We start from the raw sequence: 24,991 nt of genomic DNA on the forward strand, positions 1-24,991 counted from the left end.
CATCATTTTTTAACGTAGTTGAGTGTCATGCTGACAGAAAATACCCCGCCTAACCACGCACCAGATGAAGATCCAGCACAGCGCGATGCCCGCGCAGTCAAGCGTTGGTATCCGCTATCATTTCTCATCAAATTACTGGTACTGATTCTTATCGTACTCGCGATTATGTTTGCGATATTCTTTTATGCAGCAGGCACCGATGCTGGTACCAAGTTTATTTTAGAAAAAATCAGTGCTGAGACGGGTATTGATTTTAAATATGGACGCGGTAACTTGCGTGATGGTATTTGGGTAACTGATATCGATGTCGATGCAACTGAAGACCTTGAAATATTAGTAGACAAAGCCTATGTCAAAATAGGCTGGCGTGCAGTATTTGCAAAAGAAGTGCATCTGAGTGATGCTGATATAAATACCATCGAAATTATCAATAAAAAGCCACCTACGGGTGAGCCGTTCGATTATAAAACCTTAAAACTACCCATTAATTTACGTTTTGATCAAGCAAAGATTAATAAAATCATTTATAGACAAGTTACTAAAGACCCGGTTGTTATCAATAATATTACAGCTCGTGATCTGACGTGGGTCGGTAGTACCGTGACCGTAGGCCGCGGTGATTTACAATATGCTGATATCGTCAAAATAAGTGCGCTACAAGGTGAGATTGATCTACAAGGCGACTATCCATTAGATCTGAGCGCGATAGCTGAAGTCAGTGCGCTTGAAAAAGCATACATTGACCCATTAAATATTAGTGCGACCGGCACACTGAAACGTACTGTTGGTAAGGTGCGTAGTCGCTACAACGATAGTGATGTCAGTGGTGATTTTGTGGTGCAGGGGTTAGATGCAGGCGCACCGTTTGACGCAACATTACAATGGGATGATATTCTGATCCCTTATGCCGACAGCCAAGATATCCGTTTACAAAGCGGTACGGCTACGGCGTCAGGGGTTATCTCCGAAATACGGTTGCGTATCAATACTGAGCTGACCGCAAAGGATATTCCGTCAGGTCATTATCAAGGGCGCGCGGTCATTGCCGATAGCCAATTGCGCATTGATCGTTTGGAGGCTGATGTCCCAGCGGGGCGTCTGGCGTTACAAGGTATTTTAGGCTGGAGAGACGGCTTTGATGCCACGATACGTGCAACGGGTCATAATTTTGATATTCGCCGTGCTATCCCTAATGATTATGCTGATTTCAAAGCTTATGCCCCGCAAACACTGAATGGCAGACTATCACTACGCTATCAGCAGCAGAATGTTACGGGCAATACAGAGATTGATGCTGATTTACGCCAGCGAGATGGTGAACATATCAATGCAAATATGGTCCGCGGCAAAACCTCTGCTAAATCCAAGCAGGTGGCGCCTTGGTATATCGATGCCACGTGGCAGAATCTGATCCGCCGCGATGTCCCTAATATCGGTAATATCGACAGTCCTCGTGGTCAGGCAGATGTTATCGTTCGTGGCTCGAATTTATCAGTCGATGCCAATGCGGTTATTAATGAGCTCAACGCTGCGCCTAAGGGTAACTACGACGTGCGCTTACGTAAAGCAGGTGACGTCATTGATATCAATCGACTCAATTACGATGGTATCGTGGGTGATCTATCAGGTACTGGGCAGATCCAGCTTGCAAATCGCAACCGCCCATTGACGTGGCAGATTGATGCCAGTACCAAAGGTCTACTGCCTAAAAAATACCGTAGCGACCTGCCACTTGAGCGTCTCACAGGGCGCCTAAGTGCTCGTGGCCGATTGCTCAATATCAGAAAAAACGGTGTAAGTGGTCAGCGTCATGTGATTACTTTAAACAATACCGACTTACAGGCGCAGCTTGATGCCACGCAGAACGGCCGTGCTATTGGGCTGACAGGTAGTGGCGATGCCAGTGTTGATATCGTGGGTGGTGAGTTGTCTGTATTTGACGCGCGCTTTGATGGTCAGGTCGATACAGCAGATGTACCAAAAGGTCGTCTCTCGATTGATGCTGCTGGTACACCAAAGCTAATCAGTATTCGCAAGTTAAACTATAACGGTGAAGCTGGTGCAGTCAATGCAAAAGGCGTCATAGATCTACGGAACAATATCGGCTGGAATGTCGACGGCCGCTTTGACAAATTTAATGTAGGGTATTTTTTACCCAACAATCCAGCCATTATCACAGGGAATCTAAAAACTAGTGGTGAGTGGCAAACCCCTGCCAGAAACAGTGCGAATGCCGCAGGTAAATTACAGCGTTTTGCCATTAACTTCGATGGGGTTTTGGATGCTGAGCAATTGCCAGCAGGTAAGCTTAATATTGAGGCCAGTGGTGATAGCCAATTGATTCGTATCAATCGCTTCCGTCATGTAGGGGCAGCAGGTAGTATCAATGCAGAAGGAACAGTCGATGTGCGACAAGGCATTGCCTGGGATATCAATGCAGTGATGGATCGTTTCAACATTGGGTATTTCCTAAAAGACACGCCAAGTCTGATCACGGGTACTATCGATACCGATGGTCGCTGGGGTGACACGCAGCAGACCATTAATATCAATCAAATAAACTTGAGCGGTATGCTAAAAGGTCAACCACTCAGTGCGAAAGGTAGCTTGGCTGCAAAACTGCGCTTGCCAAAAGACGTGGCCAGTTATTTTAAGCGTCTGCAAGCACAGGATGCACAGGCACAATATAAGCAAGTAAATGCTTTAGTGGATAGCTTGAACGCTGATAATCTAGTGCTGCGCTGGGGTGATAACTACGTCACTGCCAATGGCAATGCCAAACAGCTACAAACCAAAATCAATATCACAAGTTTAGATCAATTGTCTGATAAGCTTGCTGGAAAAGTGACTGGCGGCGCCACATTGGCTCAACCAGCAGGACAGGCATTACCAACGATTTATATCGACTTGGTCGGTGAACGACTTGCATTACCGGGCTTTATCTTACGTCAGGGCCGTATCCGCGGAAAGCTTGTCAACTTAGCCAATAGTCCCAGTCAGCTCATTGTCACTGCTGAGGGACTAGATGCTGCTGGACAAAGTTTCGATAGTATAAAAGCATCATTTAACGGTACCGAAAAATCTCATGTAGTCGATCTAAACGTCGCCAATAGTAAGTTAGATATTGGGGCCAGACTCAAAGGTGGCTTTGATAGAGATAAGCTCAGCTGGTCAGGGGTTATTGGTAAAGGCCGCGTCAAATCCAAATACGCCACCTTAAACCAATTACAGCCAGCACAGTTGATTGTGAACTTGCCTGATAACCAAAACGGCAACAATACAGACCTAAAGGTACAGTTAGCAGCGCATTGCTGGCAGGCGGCTGACCAAACGGGCAAGCTATGCCTGCGCCAAAAACTGGTCGCTTCACCAACCAGTGGTGAAGTCGATGTGGCACTGCAAAATTTAGACACCTCACTATTTTCAGTATTTTTACCAAAAGATATTGATTGGCATGGCAAAATCAACGGTAAAGCCGTTGTCGGCTGGCAACGTGGTCGTCCGCCAACCATAAACACAACCTTATACTCAGACAATGGCAAAATCGGCTTGATTCAAGATGGCGATAGTACACCAATGACCTTGCCTTATAAGCGCGTTTCCCTTATCGCTTTGTCTGTGCCGGAAGGTATTAAGCTGCGCACTGATATCAATACAGGACGCGGTGCCCGTGGCTATGCTGAGGTTGTCGTTGATCCTTACAAAGATCCTAAGCCAATCTCTGGTGCCCTAGTGCTCAACGAGCTTGATTTAGCGATATTAAAGCCTTTCTTCCCTGGTATGCGTGTCCTAAGAGGTAACGTCACGATGGCAGGCGGACTGGGAGGTACTTTGACTAAGCCGCAGTTCTACGGTGATGTAAAACTCTCTGACGGCCGCGTCGCGATGCTTGACTTACCAGTCAATCTAACCAACGTGAATGCCGAAGCAAAAATACGCGGTACGCAAGCGACTATTGATGGGACGTTCAACAGTGGTGATGGTAAAGGTGAATTGTCTGGTACCGTCAACTGGCAGCAAAAGCTTCAGGCCAAATTAAGTATCGTTGGCGAGCGCTTAGTGATCACTCAGCCACCATTATTAGTGGCTGAGATTGATCCTGATATCGATATTATCGTGCGCCCAAGTGATCGCTATGTCGATATCAAAGGCGCTATTAGCGTACCCTCAGCTACCATACGTCCACCAGAAGCCAGTGAAGACATCATTACTCAAACTGAAGATGCCGTCGTATTGGACCGTCGTTTGATTGGTAACATTGATGAAGTATTAGCCATCTCAAAACCATGGTCAATCAACGCTGACATCGGTGTCGATTTGGGTGATGATATTAATTTCCGCGGTTTTGGTGCTGTTATTCCATTAGCAGGTGCGATTAATATCACACAAAGCGGTACAGGTATCATGCGCGCAACAGGTGTCGTACAGGTCTCACGCCGTACCAATATTAATGCCTTTGGTCAGAACTTAGAGCTTAATTATGGTCAAGTACGCTTCAATGGTGACGTGATGAAGCCGATATTAAGTATTGAAGCTGTCAAAACGATCACTGGCAAAACAGTAGGCGTACGTGTGAAAGGCAGTACAGAGAGTCCAAATATCACTGTCTTCAATAATGCAGGACTGACCCAGCAGCAAGCAATGAACGCTCTGGTAACAGGACGTATTGATAATAAGAGTGCCACTCAAATCAGTGAGCAAGGATTTAAGTCTCAGGTGACCAATAATCTTGCCGCCGCTGGATTGAGCTTTGGCTTAAGTGGGACACGTGGTCTGACCAACCAAATTGGCCAAGCTTTTGGTCTACAGAGTCTAACGGTTGATGCCTCAGGTAGTAGTGAAGATACTAATGTCAACGTCACCGGTTACGTGACCCCTGATCTGTATATCCGCTATGGAGTGGGCGTGTTCAATGCTCAAAACAGTCTGTCGGTTCGTTATCAGTTGACGCGCCGTATTTACGTAGAAGCGAGTTCAGCGGCAGAAAACGCCGTGGATGTCGTCTACAGTTGGCAGTTTTAATAACGTATCTCAAGGACAGATGTTTCACTATTGACGTCAATTGAATCTATTTGAATAATGACTGTCCAAAAAAAACGCCTTGTAATGAAGGCGTTTTTTTATAAGTACAAATAAACGGTACTAAACTATTTGGTTAGGATCAAACGGTTATTACGAGTTAGGCGTAATCGATACTCTTCGCCCTCATGCTCAATACGCACTTCTTTGGTCAAAGCAAATAGATGCTGTGATTGTAGAGTCGGCAGACGATTTTCACGGCAGTTTAAATAACGAGAGATAACCATGCTCATGGTGAATTCCTTTTGATAGTAAGTGGCTTAATAAATTAGCTATATCGTAACTGACTTTAACGATAATAATTATCATTTAGATTAAAGGAATTTGCAAGCAATTGATAAAATAAAATGCAGTTATTATGTAAACTTATCTAAGATTAGCGTCACAAACGATAAAGTTCGAGAGTTATGTACGCAAATTTGTACGCACAAAAATCTCGTATGCTCGAATCAACTTCATTGATACAGCCGATTCAAACCAAATAATTAAAAATCATCAACAGACATAATCGTAGAGGACAACGCTATGCCAAGCGACTCAAATAGCCCGTCAGCAATAACAAACGTAACTATCGTCAATGTGGCTGTCGCAGTTATACATTACCAAAACCAGTATTTGCTGGGGTTCCGAGATGCAGCACAGCATCAAGGCAATCGCTATGAGTTTGTAGGTGGCAAGATAGAGGCGACTGAATCAGCAGAGCAGGCACTAAAACGAGAAGTAGCTGAAGAGACAGGTATTTTAGTTGATGATAATACTATCGTTAAGCTTGGGCGTTTGCACCATGATTATGGTGATAAGCAAGTCAGCTTGCAGGTTTATAAGATTGAGCTGACAGCGCAGCAGTACGAGCAGTACAAGAGCCATGAGTATGGTTTAGAAGGGCAGGCAATAACGTGGGCAGATAAGTCGCGTCTACTGGCAGGTGACTACCCATTGCCTGCTGCCAACAAAACCATTCTAGAATGGTTAAGGCTACCTACACAAATAGCCATCACTTATCCTCTGGCTGACTTTCATCAGCATACTGATCCAAAAACAGCATGGCTACAATATCATCAAGAAAAACTACCACCAAAATCTTGGGCATATATTCGCTTGAAGCATTCTGATTCAGAGTCTATAGCCAAGCAGCTAATGGACGCACGTCCAGATCTTCTGGCAATTTTACCGTATAGCAGCGATTATCAATACACTGACACTGACACTGACACTGAAGTATCAGTAGAAGCTACTCACAAAAAAACCAACGATTCAATCGTCGCTAGGCACTTAACACATTCAGCATTGATGGAATGGCTTACTAATACTCAGGGCGTTATAGCGTCTGATCCGTTACTGCCTGATACCTATTCATTCACTTGCCAGTTGCTCGCTAGCCACTCACTCAATGATTATCCACTCATTGTTAGTTGCCATGATACTGCCAGTATTGATGCTGTCAACAAGCTTGCCAGCGCGCGTGTCGAGCAGGGTTTACCTCCAGTCATCGGCATGCTCCTGTCTCCTGTATTAGCGACCCAAACGCATCCTGATACAGTACCACTTGGTTGGCAATCATGGTCATCGTTGGCACAGTTGGCTGATATGCCTGTTATCGGCTTAGGCGGATTGGCGCCTTCGATGATTGAACAAGCATTAGACCATGGCGGTCTGAGTATTGCTGGTATCCGTCAGTTTCATTTGTAAGAAATACAAAAACAAATATAGTTCAGCTATCGATATTGTCTGTATAGACCTTGGCTCAGTCATCACATGCGACTATTAAAATAAGTAAATGTAGATGACTGATTTTTAAAATATTTATTCAGTAAGTAACTGTGTGGTTATGATGTATTTATAGCAATGCACAAACACATCGTTATTTACAAACCGTTGCGTTTCCCTACATTGGACTACTGTTTTAATCGCCTGACTGCCCTTAATATATATTGCATATCTAAAGCACATTTATTTTTCAGTGATGGATCGACTAACGACGACTCTATAATAATTATAATAAATAAGAGTGTTGATAGTAGTGAAGCTTGAATATGTTCTCGATTTTATAGCCAATATTCATTTAGAAATTATATAAATGGAACTGGATAAATGAAACTAGATAGATGATATACGCAAAGAACTTCAACAATCACTATTAATAATGGTATCCCTATGAAAACCAACAAGTTACCTAAGTCAGAATGGACTGACACACAGGCAGCTGGTTCTCAATCTCAGCAGTCTATACCGTCTAGCGATTACCGCAGGCACAGTTATGTCACGCAGCAGACCGAAAACGCCAGTAATGACGCTAGCTATAGCCATAAAGATGCAAAGAATGAACGTTCAGATAATGAGTACTCAGACTACTTGGCAGAAGATAACGTCTTATCACATAACTATTCTGGATACAAAAGCGCTGACCAAGATTCCAATGATGCAGAAGAGTCAGCCATGAATCGTCAGGTCATAGAACAATTCAATACTGCTAATGGCTACAAACGACCAAAAACACTTAACAAAGATGAGCCATTGATATCAGGGCTTTTGGATGATCAAATGAGCAATTTAAAAGATAACGTCCAACAGGATGCTAACGTATCGTCAGCCGATATCGACTCATCATATAAAGAGATACCGGAGCGCGTATTTATGAATGGACTTATCAAACATACAGGCATTGCGTTAGCGATTATTATACCGCTAGCGGCGTTTTCAGCCTATGCAGCTACGCCACCAGTGAATATGGCAACTACTGAAACGTCTAGTAATGCGATGAGCGAAAAAACCACAACTGACATGTTGTCAATCAAGCCAAGTGATATTATTTATAAGTCTACAAATACACCAACCACAGTAGATAATGTAGACCTAAATTCTTACGCAGGGACATGGTATGAAGTTGGTCGTTTACCGATGTACTTTCAGCGTAAGTGCGCAGGTGACGTAACCGCAAATTATGCTCAAAATAATGATGGTTCAGGCATTACAGTCACCAATAAATGTGTGGCTGCAGATGGTTCAGATATCGTTGCAGAAGGCCTAGCAAAGCCAGTAGATGATAGTGGCAGTAAATTAAAAGTGACATTCTTACCTAAGTGGATCAGGTGGATTCCAGTAGGTCGCGCAGATTATTGGGTGCTGGCACGTGATGAAGACTACAAAACGGCTCTCGTGGGCACACCTGACAAAAAATACTTATGGTTATTGGCACGTTCACCAAATATTAGCCAAGAGACCTATGCTAAGTATCGCCAAATTGCGCAGCAGCAAGGTTACGATTTAAAAGAATTTACGCTGACGTCACAAACTGATCAAACCGTGAACTTGGTACCATAAAGCTGAATAAGCCACATATTTTCTTCTGCAGAGATTTAGATGCAAGTTTTTGATATATCATCAACGATTCATATTCAATAGCTAGACTAATTCAAGACAAAGCAGCCGTCCGTGCTGCTTTATTTTTATTGCTACACATCAGAACTGGGATGCTAATAGATACTATGTAAACGGTTATCACTGGCAAAATAAGGCGTTTTAGGCTAAAATCTAGGCGATTTGAATACTCTGACGTCAAGAACTGATGTTGATAGTGGTTGATAATCGCATTACAGTCACCACTTAGAGCATATACGACCTATCTCATTTATACTTCTCCATATTTTATTGACCATACATTACTGACCATAAGGATGTTTCTCGTGAGCAACGCTGATACCTTACGCCAATTACATCAAGACCACTTAAAAAATTACAACAATCAAGAGCAACAAGCCATTGAGCTTATGGGGCTATTGAATAAGCTTTACAATGCGCAAGATGTACAAGTGACTTTGTTTGGTGAAACGCTAGACTCTACCTCAGTCAGCCAGATATTAGCGTTACATCAAAAAGTAGCCCTACGTGACCACGGTGCCAAATCTATCGACATCTCTGATACTTTAGCAATGGTAAAAGTAATTGCAGAGAGCAAAGAGATTCAAGCGACCCGCATTGATGTTGGACAACTGCTCGCTAACGATACTGAAGTACAAGCAGCACTACAGTCTATCGACAATGCTGGCGCTACAAATGGCGCGACAGATGTTGTGCTGTACGGTTTTGGTCGTATTGGTCGTATTTTGACTCGACTATTATTGTCACAAGCCTCAAGTGCAAAAGGCTTACAACTAAAAGCCATTGTTGTGCGTCCAGCCGCTGCTGGCGATCTTGCTAAGCGTATTTCATTGCTTGAACGTGATTCAATCCATGGTAGATTCTTAGGCGGCATTAGTATTGATGACGACAATAATGGCATGATCGTGAATGGCCGTTTTGTACAAGTTATCTATGCCAAAGATCCGAGCGAGATTGACTATACTGCTTATGGTATTGATGATGCATTAGTCATCGATAACACAGGTATCTGGAAAGACGAAGCTGGTCTTGGTAAGCACTTGCAAGCGACAGGCGTGAAAAAGGTCTTATTAACAGCACCTGCTGGTGGCGATATCAAAAACGTCGTTTATGGTGTGAATAATAATACGGTTGGCGACGATAATATCGTTAGTGCTGCGAGCTGTACAACCAATGCGATTACGCCAACGCTAAACGTACTAAACGATGAGTACGGTATCGAAAATGGTCACGTAGAGACTATTCACTCATTTACCAACGATCAAAACTTGGTTGATAACTACCATAAAGCAGATCGCCGTGGTCGTAGTGCTGTCATGAATATGGTTATTACCAGCACAGGTGCAGCAAAAGCAGTTGGTAAAGCATTGCCAGAATTGAACGGCAAGCTAACTGGTAACGCGATCCGTGTACCAACGCCAAATGTCAGCTTAGCCATTTTGAACTTGAACTTAAAAAATGCACCAGCAAATGCTGAAGCTTTAAATGAGTTCTTACGTAAAATGGCTAACAGCAGCACGTGGCAGTCGCAAATCGCTTATACAGACTCTACAGAAGCAGTATCGACAGATTTTGTGGGTACGACCCATGTCGGTATTGTTGATGCGCAAGCGACTATCCTAACTGACAACCAAGCTATCGTATATGTTTGGTATGACAATGAAGTAGGTTACAGCACTCAGGTGCTACGTCTGGCGACACAAATGGCAGGAATCAGCTACGCTCAAATCCCAGCATAATGTACTGAACATCTTAGAGCAATGACATATTATTAATCATATCGAAGTCGTATTTACTTTAGATCAGCGTTATTTAATAATTATGCGTTTGTAGATACCACTTTGAATAGATTGATATGACTTTAACTGTCATACTTAAACACCCGATAGTCCGATTGATTATCGGGTGTTATTGTCATAATGGGCGTTGAGTAATAGATGCTTGTCTAGTTTTCATTATGACGTAATAGTCTAGCAAAACCCAAAATACAGCCGTTGGTTGTTACCAGTTTATACACTGGATTGTGAATTAAGGAACGTAGAATGCGATTTATTGATGAAGCCGTCGTAACGGTAAAAGCAGGTGACGGTGGTAACGGAATCGCCAGTTTTCGCCGAGAAAAATATGTCCCACGCGGTGGTCCTGATGGTGGTGATGGTGGCAAGGGTGGAGATGTGTATGTCATTGCAGAAGACAACACCAATACCCTAGTTGACTATCGTTATACTCGCCGTCATGACGCCATGAGAGCAGAAAATGGTCATAGTAGAAATTGTTCAGGCAAAGGGTCTGATGATTTGTATCTACCTGTACCAGTTGGCACGACGGTCGTTGATACTGAAACCGATGAAGTATTGGGTGATTTGATTGAAATTGGTCAGACGTTGCTGATTGCCAAAGGTGGTGACGGTGGTCTGGGTAATACGCATTTCAAGAGCTCTACCAACCAAGCGCCGCGTAAAGCCACTTCAGGTTTTGAAGGTGAGCTAAAGGTTCTTAAGTTTGAGCTAAAAGTAGTGGCTGATGTGGGTCTGATTGGTTTGCCTAATGCAGGTAAGTCTACCTTTATCCGTCAGGTTTCTGCTGCCAGACCAAAAGTTGCTGACTATCCTTTTACCACGCTAGTTCCTAACCTCGGTGTGGTTGATATCGGTCGTCATCGTTCGTTTGTGATGGCTGACATTCCTGGTCTAATTGAAGGCGCATCAGAAGGCGCAGGACTTGGCATTCGCTTTTTAAAGCATGTTGCGCGTACCCGTCGTCTATTGCATTTGGTTGATGTAAAGCCAGTCGATGGTAGTGACCCGGTCGAAAATGCCCGTGTTATCTTAAATGAGCTTGAGCGTTTTTCGCCCGAATTGGCTAATCTACCGCAGATTTTAGTATTGAACAAAATTGACCAAGTGGCTGAAGAAGAGCTAAATGAGCTATGTACGCATATCGTAGCAGAATTGGGCTGGACAGGCATCGTATTCCGCACAGCAACCTTAACGGGTGAAGGCGTCGATGCAGTCAAATATCACTTAATGAATGAGATCGAACGTGAGCGTGAGCGCGAGATAGAAGATCCTATCTTTGCTGACGCACAAAAAGAGCGTTTTGAGCGACTAGAAGCAGAAGTACGTCTGAATACTGAAGCACAGCGTGAAGCATACCGTGCAGCCAAAAAGGCGGCACGTGAAGGTTTAGATTTGTCTGATGAAGATGATGACGACGATGGTGTTGAAGTAATGTACGTTCCTTAAGCTAGTATGCTTGAGCTGATATACTTGAATGATTAAATTAATCCCTCTAATCAATTTATGTGAGAAAAAGGAGTTTATATGGCAGGTGACATCACAAATACGACCGAAGAAGCAAGGTTTATTAAACAAGATCGCAACTTTGATATTCAGCGCGTTATTGTCAAGATTGGTTCGTCATTACTGACTAACAATGGTCGGGGGCTGGATCGTACTGCCATATATGAGTGGGCAAAGCAAATTGCACGCCTGCACAAAAAAGGCGTAGAGGTGTTGCTGGTGTCATCAGGAGCCGTTGCCGAAGGTGTGGTACGCATGGATCTTGAAGAGCGTCCTAAAAAACTGGCCGCACTACAAGCCTGTGCTTCTATTGGTCAGATGGGTTTGATCGAAACGTGGTGGTCAGCTCTGATTCAGCATGGTATTCAAAGCTCGCAGCTTCTATTAACGCACGATGATTTGTCCAATCGCAGCCGATATCTCAACACCACGAGTGCGCTGACGCAACTGTTAGAATGGCGTGTGCTACCCGTTATCAATGAAAACGATACCATCACTATTGATGAAATCAAATTCGGTGATAATGATACGTTGGGTGCCATGGCAGCTGCGATGATCAATGCAGACTTGTATATTATCTTAACGGATCAAGATGGGGTATTTACTGATAACCCACGTGATAACCCTAATGCCAAAATGATCCGTCAAGAGCGTGCGATGGCTGATTATTTATTTGATATAGCAGGTGATGGTGGTAAGCTCGGTCGCGGTGGTATGTTGACCAAAATCCGTGCGGGTCGTCTGGCTGCAATGGGTGGTTGCCCAACCGTTATTGTGAGCGGTGCGATTGATGATGTGATCACTCGTGTGGTGTCAGGTGAGGCCGTAGGTACACTACTGACTACCAACGACGAAGACAAGATCATTGCACGTAAACAGTGGCTTGCAGCTCACTTGCGCATGTCGGGCAGTCTGATGGTTGATGCTGGCGCTGCTAAAGCACTGACAGAACACAATAGAAGTCTATTGCCTGTTGGCGTGGTAGATGTGCGCGGCGACTTCGATGAAGGCGACGTCGTAGAAATCACTCATCAAGATACTGGCGAGCGTATTGCAGTGGGGCAGGTGAATTTTTCATCGAATGATGCACGCCGCGTCGCTCGTGAGCGTACTGAACAGTTCGACAAGATTTTTGGTAACAATGAAGAACGTGTGGTTATGGTACATCGTGATAATCTTGCACTCACCGTGTAGCGCATAAGTTGTGTAGCCGCTTTTACTTTATCTAGCGTCTCTAAGTTTTAGGTACGCTGGATATCAGGTGCGTTAGATGAATTTATCAGCTACAAATAGGTGATAAACTTTGTCTTAACCTCAGTTGATGTAGTTCATACGCTATAACTGTTTATTATTTTATTCAATCTATTTTATCCGATACAGTATTCATTAATGATTATAGATATTGTGTTGTTTTGGAGATTTGTACATGAGTGCTTTAGACAACAGTGACTCGGCTCAGCAGCAGTTTGCCCCCTTAAAAAATGACAGACTGCTACGCGCATTGCGCTTTGAACCCATCGATACCACGCCAGTTTGGATGATGCGTCAAGCTGGTCGTTATTTACCAGAGTATAAAGCCACTCGTGCCGAAGCAGGCGACTTTATGAGTCTGTGCAAAGATACAGATCGAGCTACTGAAGTGACGCTTCAGCCATTACGCCGCTTTGATCTAGATGCTGCTATTTTATTTAGTGACATTTTGACCATTCCTGATGCGATGGGCTTGGGTCTTTATTTCGAAACAGGTGAAGGCCCTAAATTCAAACACCCGATTCGTGAACAGGCAGATCTCGATAGATTACCAGTACTCGAGCCTAACGATTCTCTTGACTACGTGATGCGCGCTGTCACCAGCATCCGTAAAGCATTGAATGGTCAAGTACCATTGTTTGGGTTTTCTGGTAGCCCGTGGACGTTGGCTACATACATGATTGAGGGCGGAAGCTCAAAAGATTATCGCTATACCAAAGGCTTTTTGTACAGCAATCCTGATTTTTTACATCAATTATTGAATAAGCTTGCGACTTCGGTTATTGATTACCTAGATGCGCAAATCGTTGCTGGTGCTCAGATCGTACAAATATTTGACAGTTGGGGCGGCGCCCTCGGCCATCGCCAATTTATTGAGTTTTCGCACATCTACAATAAGCGCATCGTCGCTGAACTGAAGCTGCGTCATCCGCAAGTACCAGTAGTATTGTTTACCAAGGGTGGCGGGTTATGGCTTGATACTCAGGCTGATAGTGAGGCTGATGTGCTAGGTCTAGACTGGACGATGCCGCTTGACCGTGCGCGTCAAGTATTAACTGAAAGCCAGCGCCAATTGACTAAAAAACATAAAAAATTGCAAAGCAGTAAAGCCATTCAAGGTAATTTGGATCCAGCAACACTGTATGGATCACCAGCGACGATACGTGCTGAGGTGAATGCGATGCTTGATCGTGCTTATGCAGATGGCGAAAAGACAGGCTATATAGCAAACTTAGGTCATGGCATCACTCAATGGGTCAACCCTGACAATGCCAAAGTCTTTGTCGATGCAGTACACGACTATAAAATCTAAAATTGGGCTTACTCTTGTATGGCTAGATGAGCCATGTAAGAGCCTATCGGTATTGTCTAGTAATTTTGAATAAAAGAGAGTGTTTTATGATTTCAGCAGCTATTGTCGGTGGTACAGGCTATACAGGTATCGAGCTTATTCGCTTATTGTCTGCTCACCCTGAGGTTTCTATTGATTTGCTTACCTCGCGTAGCGAAGCTGGCACTCGTGCTGATGAAATATTTCCAAGTTTGCGCGGCATCTCTGACATTGTGTTCAGTGATTTGGGTGATAACACGCTGAGTGCACTACAAGAGTGTGATGTTGTGTTTTTTGCAACGCCACATGGTGTAGCGATGAAGCAAGCTGAAGCGCTCACGCAAGCTGGCGTAAAAGTTATTGATTTGGCTGCTGACTTTCGTTTGCAGTCATTGACTGAGTTTGAGCACTGGTATAAACAGTCTCACGCCTGTCCTGAGCTGTTGAAGACAGCGGTTTATGGATTGCCTGAAATTAATCGGGATAAGCTTGCTAGTGCATTGTTAGTAGGTAATCCTGGCTGTTATCCGACCACTGCAATCTTGGGACTAAAACCAATCATTGAAGCACAAAATGAACAAACAAAAAGGTTGATTGAGTCTCGTATCGTAATTGATGCCAAATCTGGAGTATCTGGCGCTGGTCGCCAAGCATCGCTTGCACTCAACTATGCTGAGACAACCGATAACTTCAAAGCCTACAGCGTTGAAGGTCATCGCCATTTACCTGAGATAGAGCAGGGTGTTGCACAGTTATTGGGTAGTCAGTTTGACCACCGTATCCGTTTCTTACCGCATCTGGTACCGATGATACGTGGCATGCTGAGTTCAATTCATATGGAGTTGACTGATGAAGGTGTGGCTATTGATTGGCAGCAAACGTTTGAAGACAGCTACGCCTTAGAAAGTTTCGTTGATGTCATGCCAAAAGGTATTTATCCAGACACACGCAGTGTGCGTGCTAGTAATCGTTTGCGCATTGCGATACATCAAGACAATGAGCGCGCCGAATTGACGGTTATTGTCGTACAAGATAATTTGGTAAAAGGTGCAGCAGGACAGGCCGTTCAAAATATGAATGTGATGTTTGGATTTGATGAAACAATGGGACTAAATTTTGCGCCTATTGTTCCTTAATGCTGACTTTGTTGCGTTTAAGTCATTCATATTTATGATACTAGGTATTGATTATAAATTCCGCTATAATGACTTGCCCTTACTTTTAAGAGATACCATCTAGATGCGTACTAAGCTTGAACTACGCTTTTTCTCGAAGTCAGCACGCTTATCGTGTCAAGATCCTGTTCTATGTGATTTGGGATACAAAATGCATTCCAATCAAGATGATAATGGTCTTGAACAGCATGTCGGGAGCAATCAACGCGGCGCATCTACGCTAGTACTGGCATTGTTCGTGGTAGCCGTATTAGTAACAGCTGTGGTTGGATTAGTATTTGGTCATAAGCTTGGCTATCAGCGCGGCTTTCACTCGATGGAAACACAAGCCAAACAAGCAATTATCGATGGTACTGAAGCGACAGCAGCACTTGAGGATTTGCGTCTCAGTAACAAGATAGCGACGAATCAGGCGGCAGCTGCCAAGCAAGAATTGGCCATAAGCTTAGCGAACCTCAACGAGCTGCGTGAAAACCAGCAAGCGTTGACAGTAGAAAACAGACAAGTCACACAGCTCAATGAATTATATGCTGATGTCATTAGTGATAAAGGCGGTATGCCACTGCAAGTATTAGGCGCCAAGATTGAGCCACTACCCGAAAATGCTTTTGAGTATGGTTTTGACATCGGGATGCTTAGCAGCGATGGTCAGGCTAAGCGTCTTAGACCAACGTTGACACTGCTCAACAATGACGACCTTGTAGAAGTGCCTTTAGATCCTGCAAGCTACGCTATTGAAGGTATTGTCCGTATACGTGGTCGCTTTGTGATGCCATCAGGTTTCAAGCCTTTACAAGCAAAGCTTAGTTTGCAAGCAGGTGGGCAAGAGGTGGAACAGCTGTATGATTGGAGACTCGGCGATAGAGTTGATAACATGCTACCATCACTTTTAGATTTGCCAGAAGTCGATGAAAGTCCTATTTCGCAATAGGGACGTGTCCTAATAAACATCTAATAGCGATGATATAGCCAAAAGCAAAGTAGAACGATTATAGTCATAGAAAGTAGAGCGACTATAGTTAGTAATTATATTTTGCATCATGGCTCACCGCCTGCCTTTACAACTTCTTTTATTTTAAACTTACCTTATAATTATACTTTGATTATGATGAAAAAAATGATATCACAAGACATGCCAACAGCTGCTGATTGGCACTTTCCACATATACCTGCGTATCGTGCCCAAGACGGCGATACCGATGATGAAACATCACCGCAAGCAGATGTATTGGTCGCAGAACCAGAAGTCGCTAAACCACCAATGTATGCAGTGGTTATGTACAATGACAACTATACGCCAATGGAATTCGTTGTTTATATTTTACAGTCAGAGTTTCGCCATACCATGGATTCTGCGGTTGAGATTATGTTGACGATTCATAACAGTAGCAAAGGCATTGCTGGCATTTACCCCAAAGATATTGCTGAGACCAAAGCCAAAAAAGTAAATAGCTTAGCGCACCGTGAAGGTTATCCGTTACTGACGCAGATTGAACCTCATCAAGGTGAATAAGCGTTTGCGTCTCGTTTTGTCATCAGTATTTGCCTTACCATGCCGAATTTTTTAACATATATCAACGGCTCACTATAACAGTGAGCTTGATCACTTATCTTCTCAACGTCTGCTTTTCTTTCAATACTTATTTTTCTAATCACTTTGTTTCAAATCTTCATTGTATTAACCATATTAGTGAGCAGCCACGTCGCTATGATAGACTTGATTTTTTCATAATATATCCTTATATATTAAAGTGTATCTATAAATAGCTTTGAATTCGATACTATTATGATAGCTGCACTATGATGATAGCTGCTTTGTTGGCTACAGAGCTATTTAGCATAGTCATTTGGCATAGTACTCAAATAATCCTTTCGATATTAATACCCCTAATAGTCCATTCATCTTTTATCTGCTCAAAATTTTGAGTGTCAGTCGTTGCTGTTTAGCCTTTTAACACTTACTTTTTGTATGCTTTGATACACTTTAGTCTGCGTTAATAGATTGACTCCGTCCAAATATCGTGTTGATATAAAGACAAGCGACTATGAATTATCACAATCACTGCTAACTGGTAGATAGGTTAAGCATTCGTAAAACAGTCTTTACCACAAACAATATATCCACGGCTTGTAATAATACGAATATCACCCTTGAACAATCGATCTGCCGCCCTGATTTACTTACTAACTCATTCATAAAACTATCAATTATAAAGATAGATATAACCGTAGGAAGTTGTTATGTTAAGTCGTCATCTTGAAGTTTCTCTACGTTTAGCAATGACGCTTGCGCGCCAAAAATCGCATGAGTATCTTACTGTTGAACACCTGCTACTAGCGCTACTAGAAAACACCCACGCTGCCAATACGTTGACTGCTTGTAATGCCAATGTGTCGGCGCTGCGGTCTGAACTTGAAGCGTATATCAATAAGCATACGCCCACTATTGATGCAAACACGGAACAATCGCCGCAGCCAACGCAAAGCTTCGATCGTATTTTGCAGCGTGCTATTTTCCATGTGCAATCTATAGGCGGTGGTCGCCTAGTTGAAGGCTCTGATATTTTGGTATCTATGTTCTCAGAGCATGATACTTATGCCGTTTATTTGCTCAAAAAGCAGGGCATCAGTCGCCTTGAGCTGACCCAGTATTTGTCACATGGTCAAGACAAAGAAGAGCCGTCTGAACCACGTGCTTCTATGTCTGGCGAGCGCCGCAGTGCATCTGAAAAAACCAGCAAAGACCCATTGGTTGAGTTCGCGACCAATCTAAACCAACGTGCTGCAGAAGGTAAGACAGATCCTTTAATTGGACGTGCTTCTGAAATTGAGCGTGCAGCTCAGGTCTTATGCCGCCGCCGCAAAAACAACCCATTGTTAGTGGGTGAGCCTGGTGTTGGTAAAACCTCTATCGCCGAAGGTTTAGCATGGTTAATCATCAATGACAAAGCGCCAAAACCACTTAATGGTTGTGTGATCTATAGCCTTGATATTGGCTCACTGATCGCAGGCACCAAATATCGTGGTGATTTTGAAAAGCGTATGAAGTCACTGCTTGATGCCTTGAAGAAAAAACCAAATGCTATTCTTTTTATTGATGAGATTCATATGATCATTGGCGCAGGGTCGTCGATGAGTAGTAATATGGATGTATCAAACTTAATTAAGCCTGCACTTGCTAATGGTGAGCTACGCTGTATTGGTTCAACTACCTTTACTGAGTATCGTCAGGTGTTTGAAAAAGATCATGCACTATCGCGTCGCTTCCAGAAGATCGATGTAAAAGAGCCTAGCGTCAATGATACTATTGATATTTTACGCGGTCTCAAACCTCGTTATGAAGAGTTCCACAATGTCGAATATACCGACGAAGCTCTAGTCATGGCAGTACAATTATCAGCCAAGCACATTCACGAACGTTTCTTGCCTGATAAAGCTATTGACGTAATCGACGAAGCAGGTGCTTATAAGCGTTTGGGCGTGGTACCTGATGTAGAAGACATCGATGCTGAAGAGAGCTTTATTGCCGATTTAGAGCAAGATTTTGATGCGCAAATCGATGCCGAAGAGGTTGATATCGATGCAGACAATGGCAGTGATAATGAAATGTTAGACGAAGCCGAAGCTGCTAAGGCAGATGACCGCGCTAAGTCTACTGATGGTGTAAAAGTATCAAAAGCAGCGAAACCGCCAATGAAAATCGACGTGGCTGATATCGAAGCTATTATTGCTAAGCTTGCACGTATTCCGCCTAAGTCTGTATCAAGTGATGACAAGAGCATTCTTGAACACTTGGATCGCGACCTCAAGCATCTAGTGTTTGGTCAGGATGAGGCGATTGCAACACTTGCTGATGCCATCAAACTGTCTCGTGCAGGATTAAAAGCACCAGATAAGCCAATCGGCTCGTTTATGTTTGCAGGACCAACAGGCGTGGGTAAAACAGAAGTATCACGTCAGCTTGCTAACTTGTTAGGCGTAGAGCTGGTACGTTTTGATATGTCAGAGTATATGGAAGCCCATACTGCCTCGCGCCTGATTGGTGCGCCTCCGGGCTATGTCGGGTATGATCAAGGTGGATTGCTCACTGAAAAAATCAACCAACATCCGCATTGTGTATTGCTTCTTGATGAAATTGAAAAAGCACATCCAGATGTGTTCAACTTGTTACTGCAAGTCATGGATCATGGTACCTTGACGGACAATAACGGCCGTGTTGCTATCTTCAAGCAAGTCATCGTTATCATGACAACGAACGTTGGTGCTGATAGTATCAGTCGCTCTTCTATGGGCTTTACTCAGCAAGATCATAGCCGTGATAATACCGAGTCACTCAAGCGCGTCTTTACGCCAGAATTCCGTAACCGTTTAGATGCGATTATTCAATTCAATCCCCTAGATACTTCAGTTGTCGTATCGGTTGTTGATAAGTTCTTGGTTGAGCTGCAAGTACAGCTTGATGATAAGCAAGTCACTTTAGAGATTGATGATGACGTACGGGATTATCTAGCTGACAAAGGTTATGACCGTCTGATGGGTGCGCGTCCGATGCAGCGCCTGATTCAGGATGAAATCAAAAAGCCATTGGCAAGTATGATCTTATTCGGCGAATTGGTGAATGGTGGGGTAGTTCACTTGACCTTGGAACCCAAAGCAGACGACATACAAGATGGCGATACCGTGAAGCTAGATAAGTCTACGGATAAAGGCTCATCTGACAGTCGAATCGTTCTGACAGTCGTTGAAACTCACGAGCCGCGTTCGGACTCTGAGTCAGTAGCCAGCTAAGCAGCTTACTAAAGCGCTTACTACTAATGCGTTTAGTTCTAAGGTGCTGAGTTCGATTGAATGACAAACGGTTACCGTATGAATGCGGTAGCCGTTTTTTTATTGCTATAATTTATCAACAAAGCTCATATGGTTTTTTGTTACCATTAACCTTTAAAATAAACCAATTATTGAGCCCTATCTCATAATAAATATAAAAAGGATTTACTATGGAACTGTTTGACGAACAAACAACCAAAACGCCAGAGCAAAAACAAGCTATTCTAGATAATGTCCGCTTGCCAGAAGACTGGAAGACGGCATTGGCCGATGAGTTGACGTCTGAAAATATGGATAATTTACGCGCATTTTTGAAAGAAGCTTACCAGTCGAGTGATAGTATCTATCCGCCTGCACCATTGATGTTCAATGCACTTAATCTTACCCCTTTATCACGGGTCAAAGTTGTCATCTTGGGTCAGGATCCTTATCATCGCCCAGGACAGGCTATGGGTTTGTCATTTTCTGTTCCTAAAGCCATCCCCAAGCCGCCATCACTCAATAACCTCCTAAAAGAGATGGCAGATGATATTGGTATTCGTCCGTCAGCGCATGGGGATCTGACCTATTGGGCTGAGCAAGGTGTTTTACTGTTAAATAGTTCACTGACTGTACGAGAAGGCGAGCCGAATAGTCATCAAAATAAAGGCTGGGAGCAGTTCACTGATGCAGTCATCGATGCGGTGAACGAACAGACAGAGCATACTGTGTTTATACTATGGGGTAGTAAAGCACAGAAAAAGGGAAAGTATATTGATACCGACAAGCATCTGATTCTGACTGCAGTACATCCTTCACCCTTGGCTGCCAACCGTGGTGGGTTCTTTGGTACCAAACCTTTTTCCAAAACAAATGATTATTTGGTGCAATACGGTCAGACACCGATTGATTGGCAACTGCCACAATAGATGATGACCATATCGAGTATAAGTTTGAAACCTGATCAATCGTTGAGTCGTCAGCCAGATATCAAAGGTGTGCATACCAGTACATTTTGGTTAGCTGAAGATACTAAATGGATGCAAAAAGCGCTGAAGCTCGCTGAACAGGGAGCTGAGTGTGGGGAAGTACCAGTCGGGGCAGTGTTAGTTCATGAGCAGCAGATAATCGGTCAAGGGTTTAATCAACCAATTGGCGGTCACGATGCGACAGCTCATGCTGAGATAGTCGCGTTGAGAGATGCGTGTCAACGTTTAGAGAATTATAGATTGCCACTACACACGACTCTATATGTGACGTTGGAGCCGTGTACTATGTGTATTGGTGCCTTGATTCACGCTCGTGTAGATAGGCTAATATATGCAGCGAATGAACCACGTGCTGGTATGGTAGGTAGTCAGCTTGATTTATCAATTCAGCCTTTTTACAACCATAATATCCAAGTTCACAGAGGGTTGTGCAGTGAGCATAGTAGTCAGATGCTAAAGACGTTTTTTCGTGAGCGTAGGCGAGCAGCAAAAAAGAATAAAAGTAAGGCTTTGATTGAAAATAACTAATAAACAAGATATCAGTCTTGGTGCTAGTGATAGCGTCTATTTTTTGCTATAATGTCGCCCTATTTGGTAGCGAACCTTTTGTTCTGCTACCAAACATATGATATATCAGTAAATATTACTTTATTGAGATTGTGTGATAGATCCCATAAGTAGCAATTATTATTGTTGAGTAAGCACTATGACCGTCTCCACATCTGACAACGATTTGCTCAACAAAAATGACAGCAAAGGTCATCCAACGCGCTATCCTGTGATCTGTATTGATGGCCCTAGCGGTGCAGGAAAAGGTACGGTCACTTGGCGTTTGGCACAAGTACTGGGTTATCAATTGTTGGATTCCGGGGCGTTATATAGAATCGTAGGACTCAAGGCATTTGAAGCTGGATTAATAACCGCAGATGCTAGCCAACCAATTGACGCAGATGCTGTATTAGCACTTACAAAAAGCTTGGATATAGCGTTTGTACCGAACAATGACTCAGGACGTGTAGACATCATCGTGAATGGGCAAGCAGTTGGTGACCAAGTACGCAATGAGACAGTCGGTGGATATGCGTCGCAAATTGCAGTGTTTCCACAAGTTCGTCAGGCCTTACTCACATTACAACAAGACATGGCCACACGTTCAGGGCTTGTCGCTGATGGTCGAGACATGGGAACGGTTGTATTCCCAGATGCGGACGTCAAAGTGTATTTGACTGCCAGTGCTGAAGCGCGTGCTCAGCGCCGTGTCACTCAGCTGATTGATGCGGGTCAAACGGCAGATTTTGAAGCGATTTTGTCAACGATCAAAGCACGTGATGACCGTGATGAAAACCGTAGTACAGCGCCATCAAAACCTGCAACGGATGCTTTATTGCTTGATAGCTCTACACTTAGTGCTGATACTGTTTATGAGCAAGTAAAGAAGCACTGCCAAGATCAAGGTGTTTTTTTTAGTAGTTAATAAAAGAGTAATAGCTAGTAAAAACAACATATTAAGTACCAAAAAGTTCAGCACAAGCTTTATTTTTGATGTAAAATTATACAGCTAGGATTTGGTGCTTTAACTGGGCGGAAATAGTTAGCTGAAAAACTCAAAAAAAGACAGTTGTTGTTAGTAATCTCGATAATATGCTTACTAACAACAAACGTTTTTTTATATGATTGTATGAGATATAAAACCAGTATCCTCGTTTTATGCAATCATAAATTTGATCCGTACTGTGCTGGACAGGATACGGCTATACAAAGGTAGACATAATGGAATCATTTGCTGAACTATTTGAAGCGAGCATCGAAGAAACAGGCCTAGATATCGAGCGTGGCTCGGTTATCAATGGTACTGTTGTGGCCATCGATAGCGATTGGATCACAGTAGATACTGGTCTGAAATCTGAAGGTATCGTCGCTCGTGAAGAGTTTTTAAGCGAAGAAGGCGAACTTGAAGTTGAAGTTGGCGATAGCGTTGATGTCGTAGTTGAAGCGGTTGATAACGGCATGGGCCAAACCTTGCTGTCACGTGAAAAAGCTAAGCGTGTTGAAACTTGGAACTTCCTTGAAAAAATCGCTGACAATGATGAAATCGTAAAAGGTGTCATTTCAAGCAAAGTTAAAGGCGGTTTCACTGTAGATATCGGTTCAGTACGCGCGTTCTTACCAGGTTCATTGGTAGATGTACGTCCTATCCGTGATACGACGCATCTTGAAGGCAAAGAGCTAGAATTCAAAGTCATCAAACTTGACCAAAAACGCAACAACGTTGTTGTTAGCCGCCGTGCAGTTATGGAAGCTGAAAACTCAGCTGAGCGCGAAGAGCTATTGAACAAGCTTGAAGAAGGCATCGAGATCGAAGGTATCGTTAAGAACCTTACTGATTACGGCGCGTTCGTTGATCTAGGTGGTATCGATGGTCTATTGCACATCACTGACATGGCATGGCGCCGTATCAAGCATCCATCTGAAGTTGTTGAAGTTGGCCAAGACCTAAAAGTTAAAGTATTGAAGTTTGACCGTGAGCGCAACCGCGTTAGCCTAGGTCTAAAACAACTTGGTACCGATCCTTGGGATAACGTTGGCGGTACTTATCCAGTAGGTAGTGTTGTTAAAGCACGCGTAACCAACCTAACTGACTATGGTTGTTTTGCTGAGATTTCTGAAGGTATCGAAGGTCTAGTACACGTATCAGAAATGGATCATACCAACAAAAACATCCACCCATCTAAAGTTGTTCAAGTGGGCGATGAAGTTGAAGTAATGATTCTTGATATCGACGAAGAACGTCGCCGTATCAGCTTAGGTATCAAGCAGACTCTAGCTAACCCATGGGATGAGTTTGATAAGAAACATGAGCGCGGTGATAAAATCACTGGTACGATCAAATCAATCACTGACTTCGGTATCTTTATCGGTCTAGACGGTGGTATTGATGGTCTTGTTCATCTATCTGATATCTCTTGGAACGAGACTGGCGAAGATGCTATCCGTAACTACAATAAAGGCGATACTGTAGAAGCTATGGTATTGTCTGTAGATGCAGAAGCTAACCGTATCAGCCTAGGCGTGAAACAGTTGAGCTCTGATCCATTTAACGAATACCTAGTTGGTAACGACCGCGGTGCTATCGTTAATGGTAAAGTAAAAGAAGTAGACGCTAAAGGCGCTACTATCGAGCTTGCTGACGAAGTTGAAGCTTATTTACGTGCTTCTGAGATTCAACGTGACCGCGTTGAAGATGCAACTAAGCATCTGAGCGTTGGTGATGACGTTGAAGCGAAAATCATCAGTGTAGATCGTAAAACACGCAACATCAACTTGTCTATCAAAGCGAAAGACGAAGCTGAAGAGCGTCAAGCGATTAAAGATCTTGGTAGCACCAATACTACTGCTGCTCCAGGTTCTGATGCACAGCCAAAAACTATTGGTGACTTGATCAAAGAACAAATGCAGTAAGCTGTAAGTTATTGATATAGCAGTAATATAAAAAAGCGACTTCGGTCGCTTTTTTTTTGATTAAATTTTGATAGGGATAATTAATAGCGAAGGTTTTTGGCTAAATGGGCAAACTCTTATTCCTATTTACCGCAATATCCGCTATCATTTGCAACATTGAGTAACGAGATGTGAGCATCAGTGTATGCAGAGCTATAACCTAACTCTAGCCATGAGTGTACT

Annotated in this window: 16 protein-coding genes; 15 read left to right on the forward strand and 1 reads right to left on the reverse strand. The window is 43.3% G+C overall.

What is annotated here, in order from left to right; all coding sequences use genetic code 11:
- The first annotated feature begins 27 nt into the window (after positions 1-27).
- Entirely contained in the window at positions 28-5,022 is a 4,995-nt protein-coding gene (locus tag AC5JPY_RS11900; RefSeq protein ID WP_493852565.1) for a translocation/assembly module TamB domain-containing protein, read from the forward strand.
- A 125-nt stretch (positions 5,023-5,147) separates the two neighbouring features.
- Here the strand turns inward: AC5JPY_RS11900 and hemP are convergent, their stop codons facing one another.
- A complete protein-coding gene (gene hemP / locus AC5JPY_RS11905; RefSeq protein ID WP_227672156.1) occupies positions 5,148-5,306 on the reverse strand; it encodes a hemin uptake protein HemP in 159 nt (52 codons plus the stop codon).
- A gap of 298 nt (positions 5,307-5,604) precedes the next feature.
- Here hemP and AC5JPY_RS11910 point away from each other — a divergent pair, with 298 nt between their 5' ends.
- From AC5JPY_RS11910 to rpsA, 14 genes are all read left to right on the forward strand, one after another.
- Positions 5,605-6,768 carry an NUDIX domain-containing protein gene (locus AC5JPY_RS11910; protein ID WP_493852566.1) on the forward strand — a complete coding sequence of 388 codons (1,164 nt, stop codon included), beginning with the start codon at positions 5,605-5,607 and terminating at the stop codon, positions 6,766-6,768.
- 465 nt (positions 6,769-7,233) lie between these two features.
- A complete protein-coding gene (locus tag AC5JPY_RS11915) occupies positions 7,234-8,400 on the forward strand; it encodes a lipocalin family protein (protein WP_493852567.1) in 1,167 nt (388 codons plus the stop codon).
- A gap of 353 nt (positions 8,401-8,753) precedes the next feature.
- Complete coding sequence (locus tag AC5JPY_RS11920; RefSeq protein WP_493852568.1) at positions 8,754-10,196, forward strand: glyceraldehyde-3-phosphate dehydrogenase; 1,443 nt, start codon at positions 8,754-8,756, stop codon at positions 10,194-10,196.
- 303 nt (positions 10,197-10,499) lie between these two features.
- Complete coding sequence (gene cgtA / locus AC5JPY_RS11925) at positions 10,500-11,702, forward strand: Obg family GTPase CgtA (RefSeq protein WP_493852569.1); 1,203 nt, start codon at positions 10,500-10,502, stop codon at positions 11,700-11,702.
- A 78-nt stretch (positions 11,703-11,780) separates the two neighbouring features.
- Positions 11,781-12,953, forward strand: coding sequence for a glutamate 5-kinase (gene proB / locus AC5JPY_RS11930; RefSeq protein WP_493852570.1), 1,173 nt, complete (start codon positions 11,781-11,783; stop codon positions 12,951-12,953).
- A gap of 232 nt (positions 12,954-13,185) precedes the next feature.
- Positions 13,186-14,322 carry a uroporphyrinogen decarboxylase gene (gene hemE / locus AC5JPY_RS11935; protein ID WP_493852571.1) on the forward strand — a complete coding sequence of 379 codons (1,137 nt, stop codon included), beginning with the start codon at positions 13,186-13,188 and terminating at the stop codon, positions 14,320-14,322.
- Positions 14,323-14,408: 86 nt separating this feature from the next.
- Positions 14,409-15,476 carry an N-acetyl-gamma-glutamyl-phosphate reductase gene (gene argC, locus AC5JPY_RS11940; protein ID WP_443524531.1) on the forward strand — a complete coding sequence of 356 codons (1,068 nt, stop codon included), beginning with the start codon at positions 14,409-14,411 and terminating at the stop codon, positions 15,474-15,476.
- Positions 15,477-15,666: 190 nt separating this feature from the next.
- Positions 15,667-16,446, forward strand: coding sequence for a hypothetical protein (locus tag AC5JPY_RS11945; RefSeq protein WP_493852572.1), 780 nt, complete (start codon positions 15,667-15,669; stop codon positions 16,444-16,446).
- Positions 16,447-16,632: 186 nt separating this feature from the next.
- Positions 16,633-17,028, forward strand: a complete 396-nt coding sequence (locus AC5JPY_RS11950; protein WP_319050078.1) for an ATP-dependent Clp protease adaptor ClpS — start codon at positions 16,633-16,635, stop codon at positions 17,026-17,028.
- Positions 17,029-17,756: 728 nt separating this feature from the next.
- Positions 17,757-20,303, forward strand: a complete 2,547-nt coding sequence (gene clpA / locus AC5JPY_RS11955; protein ID WP_493852573.1) for an ATP-dependent Clp protease ATP-binding subunit ClpA — start codon at positions 17,757-17,759, stop codon at positions 20,301-20,303.
- A 209-nt stretch (positions 20,304-20,512) separates the two neighbouring features.
- Positions 20,513-21,250, forward strand: a complete 738-nt coding sequence (locus AC5JPY_RS11960; RefSeq protein ID WP_493852574.1) for a uracil-DNA glycosylase — start codon at positions 20,513-20,515, stop codon at positions 21,248-21,250.
- A gap of 24 nt (positions 21,251-21,274) precedes the next feature.
- Positions 21,275-21,838: a tRNA adenosine(34) deaminase TadA gene (gene tadA, locus AC5JPY_RS11965; protein WP_493852575.1), complete on the forward strand. Its 564-nt coding sequence runs from the start codon at positions 21,275-21,277 to the stop codon at positions 21,836-21,838.
- Between the two features lie 178 nt (positions 21,839-22,016).
- A complete protein-coding gene (gene cmk / locus AC5JPY_RS11970; protein ID WP_493852576.1) occupies positions 22,017-22,784 on the forward strand; it encodes a (d)CMP kinase in 768 nt (255 codons plus the stop codon).
- Between the two features lie 296 nt (positions 22,785-23,080).
- A complete protein-coding gene (gene rpsA, locus AC5JPY_RS11975; RefSeq protein ID WP_493852577.1) occupies positions 23,081-24,769 on the forward strand; it encodes a 30S ribosomal protein S1 in 1,689 nt (562 codons plus the stop codon).
- The last annotated feature ends 222 nt before the right edge of the window (positions 24,770-24,991 follow it).

This window comes from Psychrobacter sp. H27, assembly GCF_059072655.1.

Excerpts from the sequence above, each read along its gene's own strand:
- AC5JPY_RS11900 (WP_493852565.1), top strand. The coding sequence starts at position 28 with ATGCTGACAGAAAATACCCCGCCTAACCACGCACCAGATGAAGATCCA.
- hemP (WP_227672156.1), bottom strand. The coding sequence starts at position 5,306 with ATGGTTATCTCTCGTTATTTAAACTGCCGTGAAAATCGTCTGCCGACT.
- AC5JPY_RS11910 (WP_493852566.1), top strand. The coding sequence starts at position 5,605 with ATGCCAAGCGACTCAAATAGCCCGTCAGCAATAACAAACGTAACTATC.
- AC5JPY_RS11915 (WP_493852567.1), top strand. The coding sequence starts at position 7,234 with ATGAAAACCAACAAGTTACCTAAGTCAGAATGGACTGACACACAGGCA.
- AC5JPY_RS11920 (WP_493852568.1), top strand. The coding sequence starts at position 8,754 with ATGTTTCTCGTGAGCAACGCTGATACCTTACGCCAATTACATCAAGAC.
- cgtA (WP_493852569.1), top strand. The coding sequence starts at position 10,500 with ATGCGATTTATTGATGAAGCCGTCGTAACGGTAAAAGCAGGTGACGGT.
- proB (WP_493852570.1), top strand. The coding sequence starts at position 11,781 with ATGGCAGGTGACATCACAAATACGACCGAAGAAGCAAGGTTTATTAAA.
- hemE (WP_493852571.1), top strand. The coding sequence starts at position 13,186 with ATGAGTGCTTTAGACAACAGTGACTCGGCTCAGCAGCAGTTTGCCCCC.
- argC (WP_443524531.1), top strand. The coding sequence starts at position 14,409 with ATGATTTCAGCAGCTATTGTCGGTGGTACAGGCTATACAGGTATCGAG.
- AC5JPY_RS11945 (WP_493852572.1), top strand. The coding sequence starts at position 15,667 with ATGCATTCCAATCAAGATGATAATGGTCTTGAACAGCATGTCGGGAGC.
- AC5JPY_RS11950 (WP_319050078.1), top strand. The coding sequence starts at position 16,633 with ATGATATCACAAGACATGCCAACAGCTGCTGATTGGCACTTTCCACAT.
- clpA (WP_493852573.1), top strand. The coding sequence starts at position 17,757 with ATGTTAAGTCGTCATCTTGAAGTTTCTCTACGTTTAGCAATGACGCTT.
- AC5JPY_RS11960 (WP_493852574.1), top strand. The coding sequence starts at position 20,513 with ATGGAACTGTTTGACGAACAAACAACCAAAACGCCAGAGCAAAAACAA.
- cmk (WP_493852576.1), top strand. The coding sequence starts at position 22,017 with ATGACCGTCTCCACATCTGACAACGATTTGCTCAACAAAAATGACAGC.
- rpsA (WP_493852577.1), top strand. The coding sequence starts at position 23,081 with ATGGAATCATTTGCTGAACTATTTGAAGCGAGCATCGAAGAAACAGGC.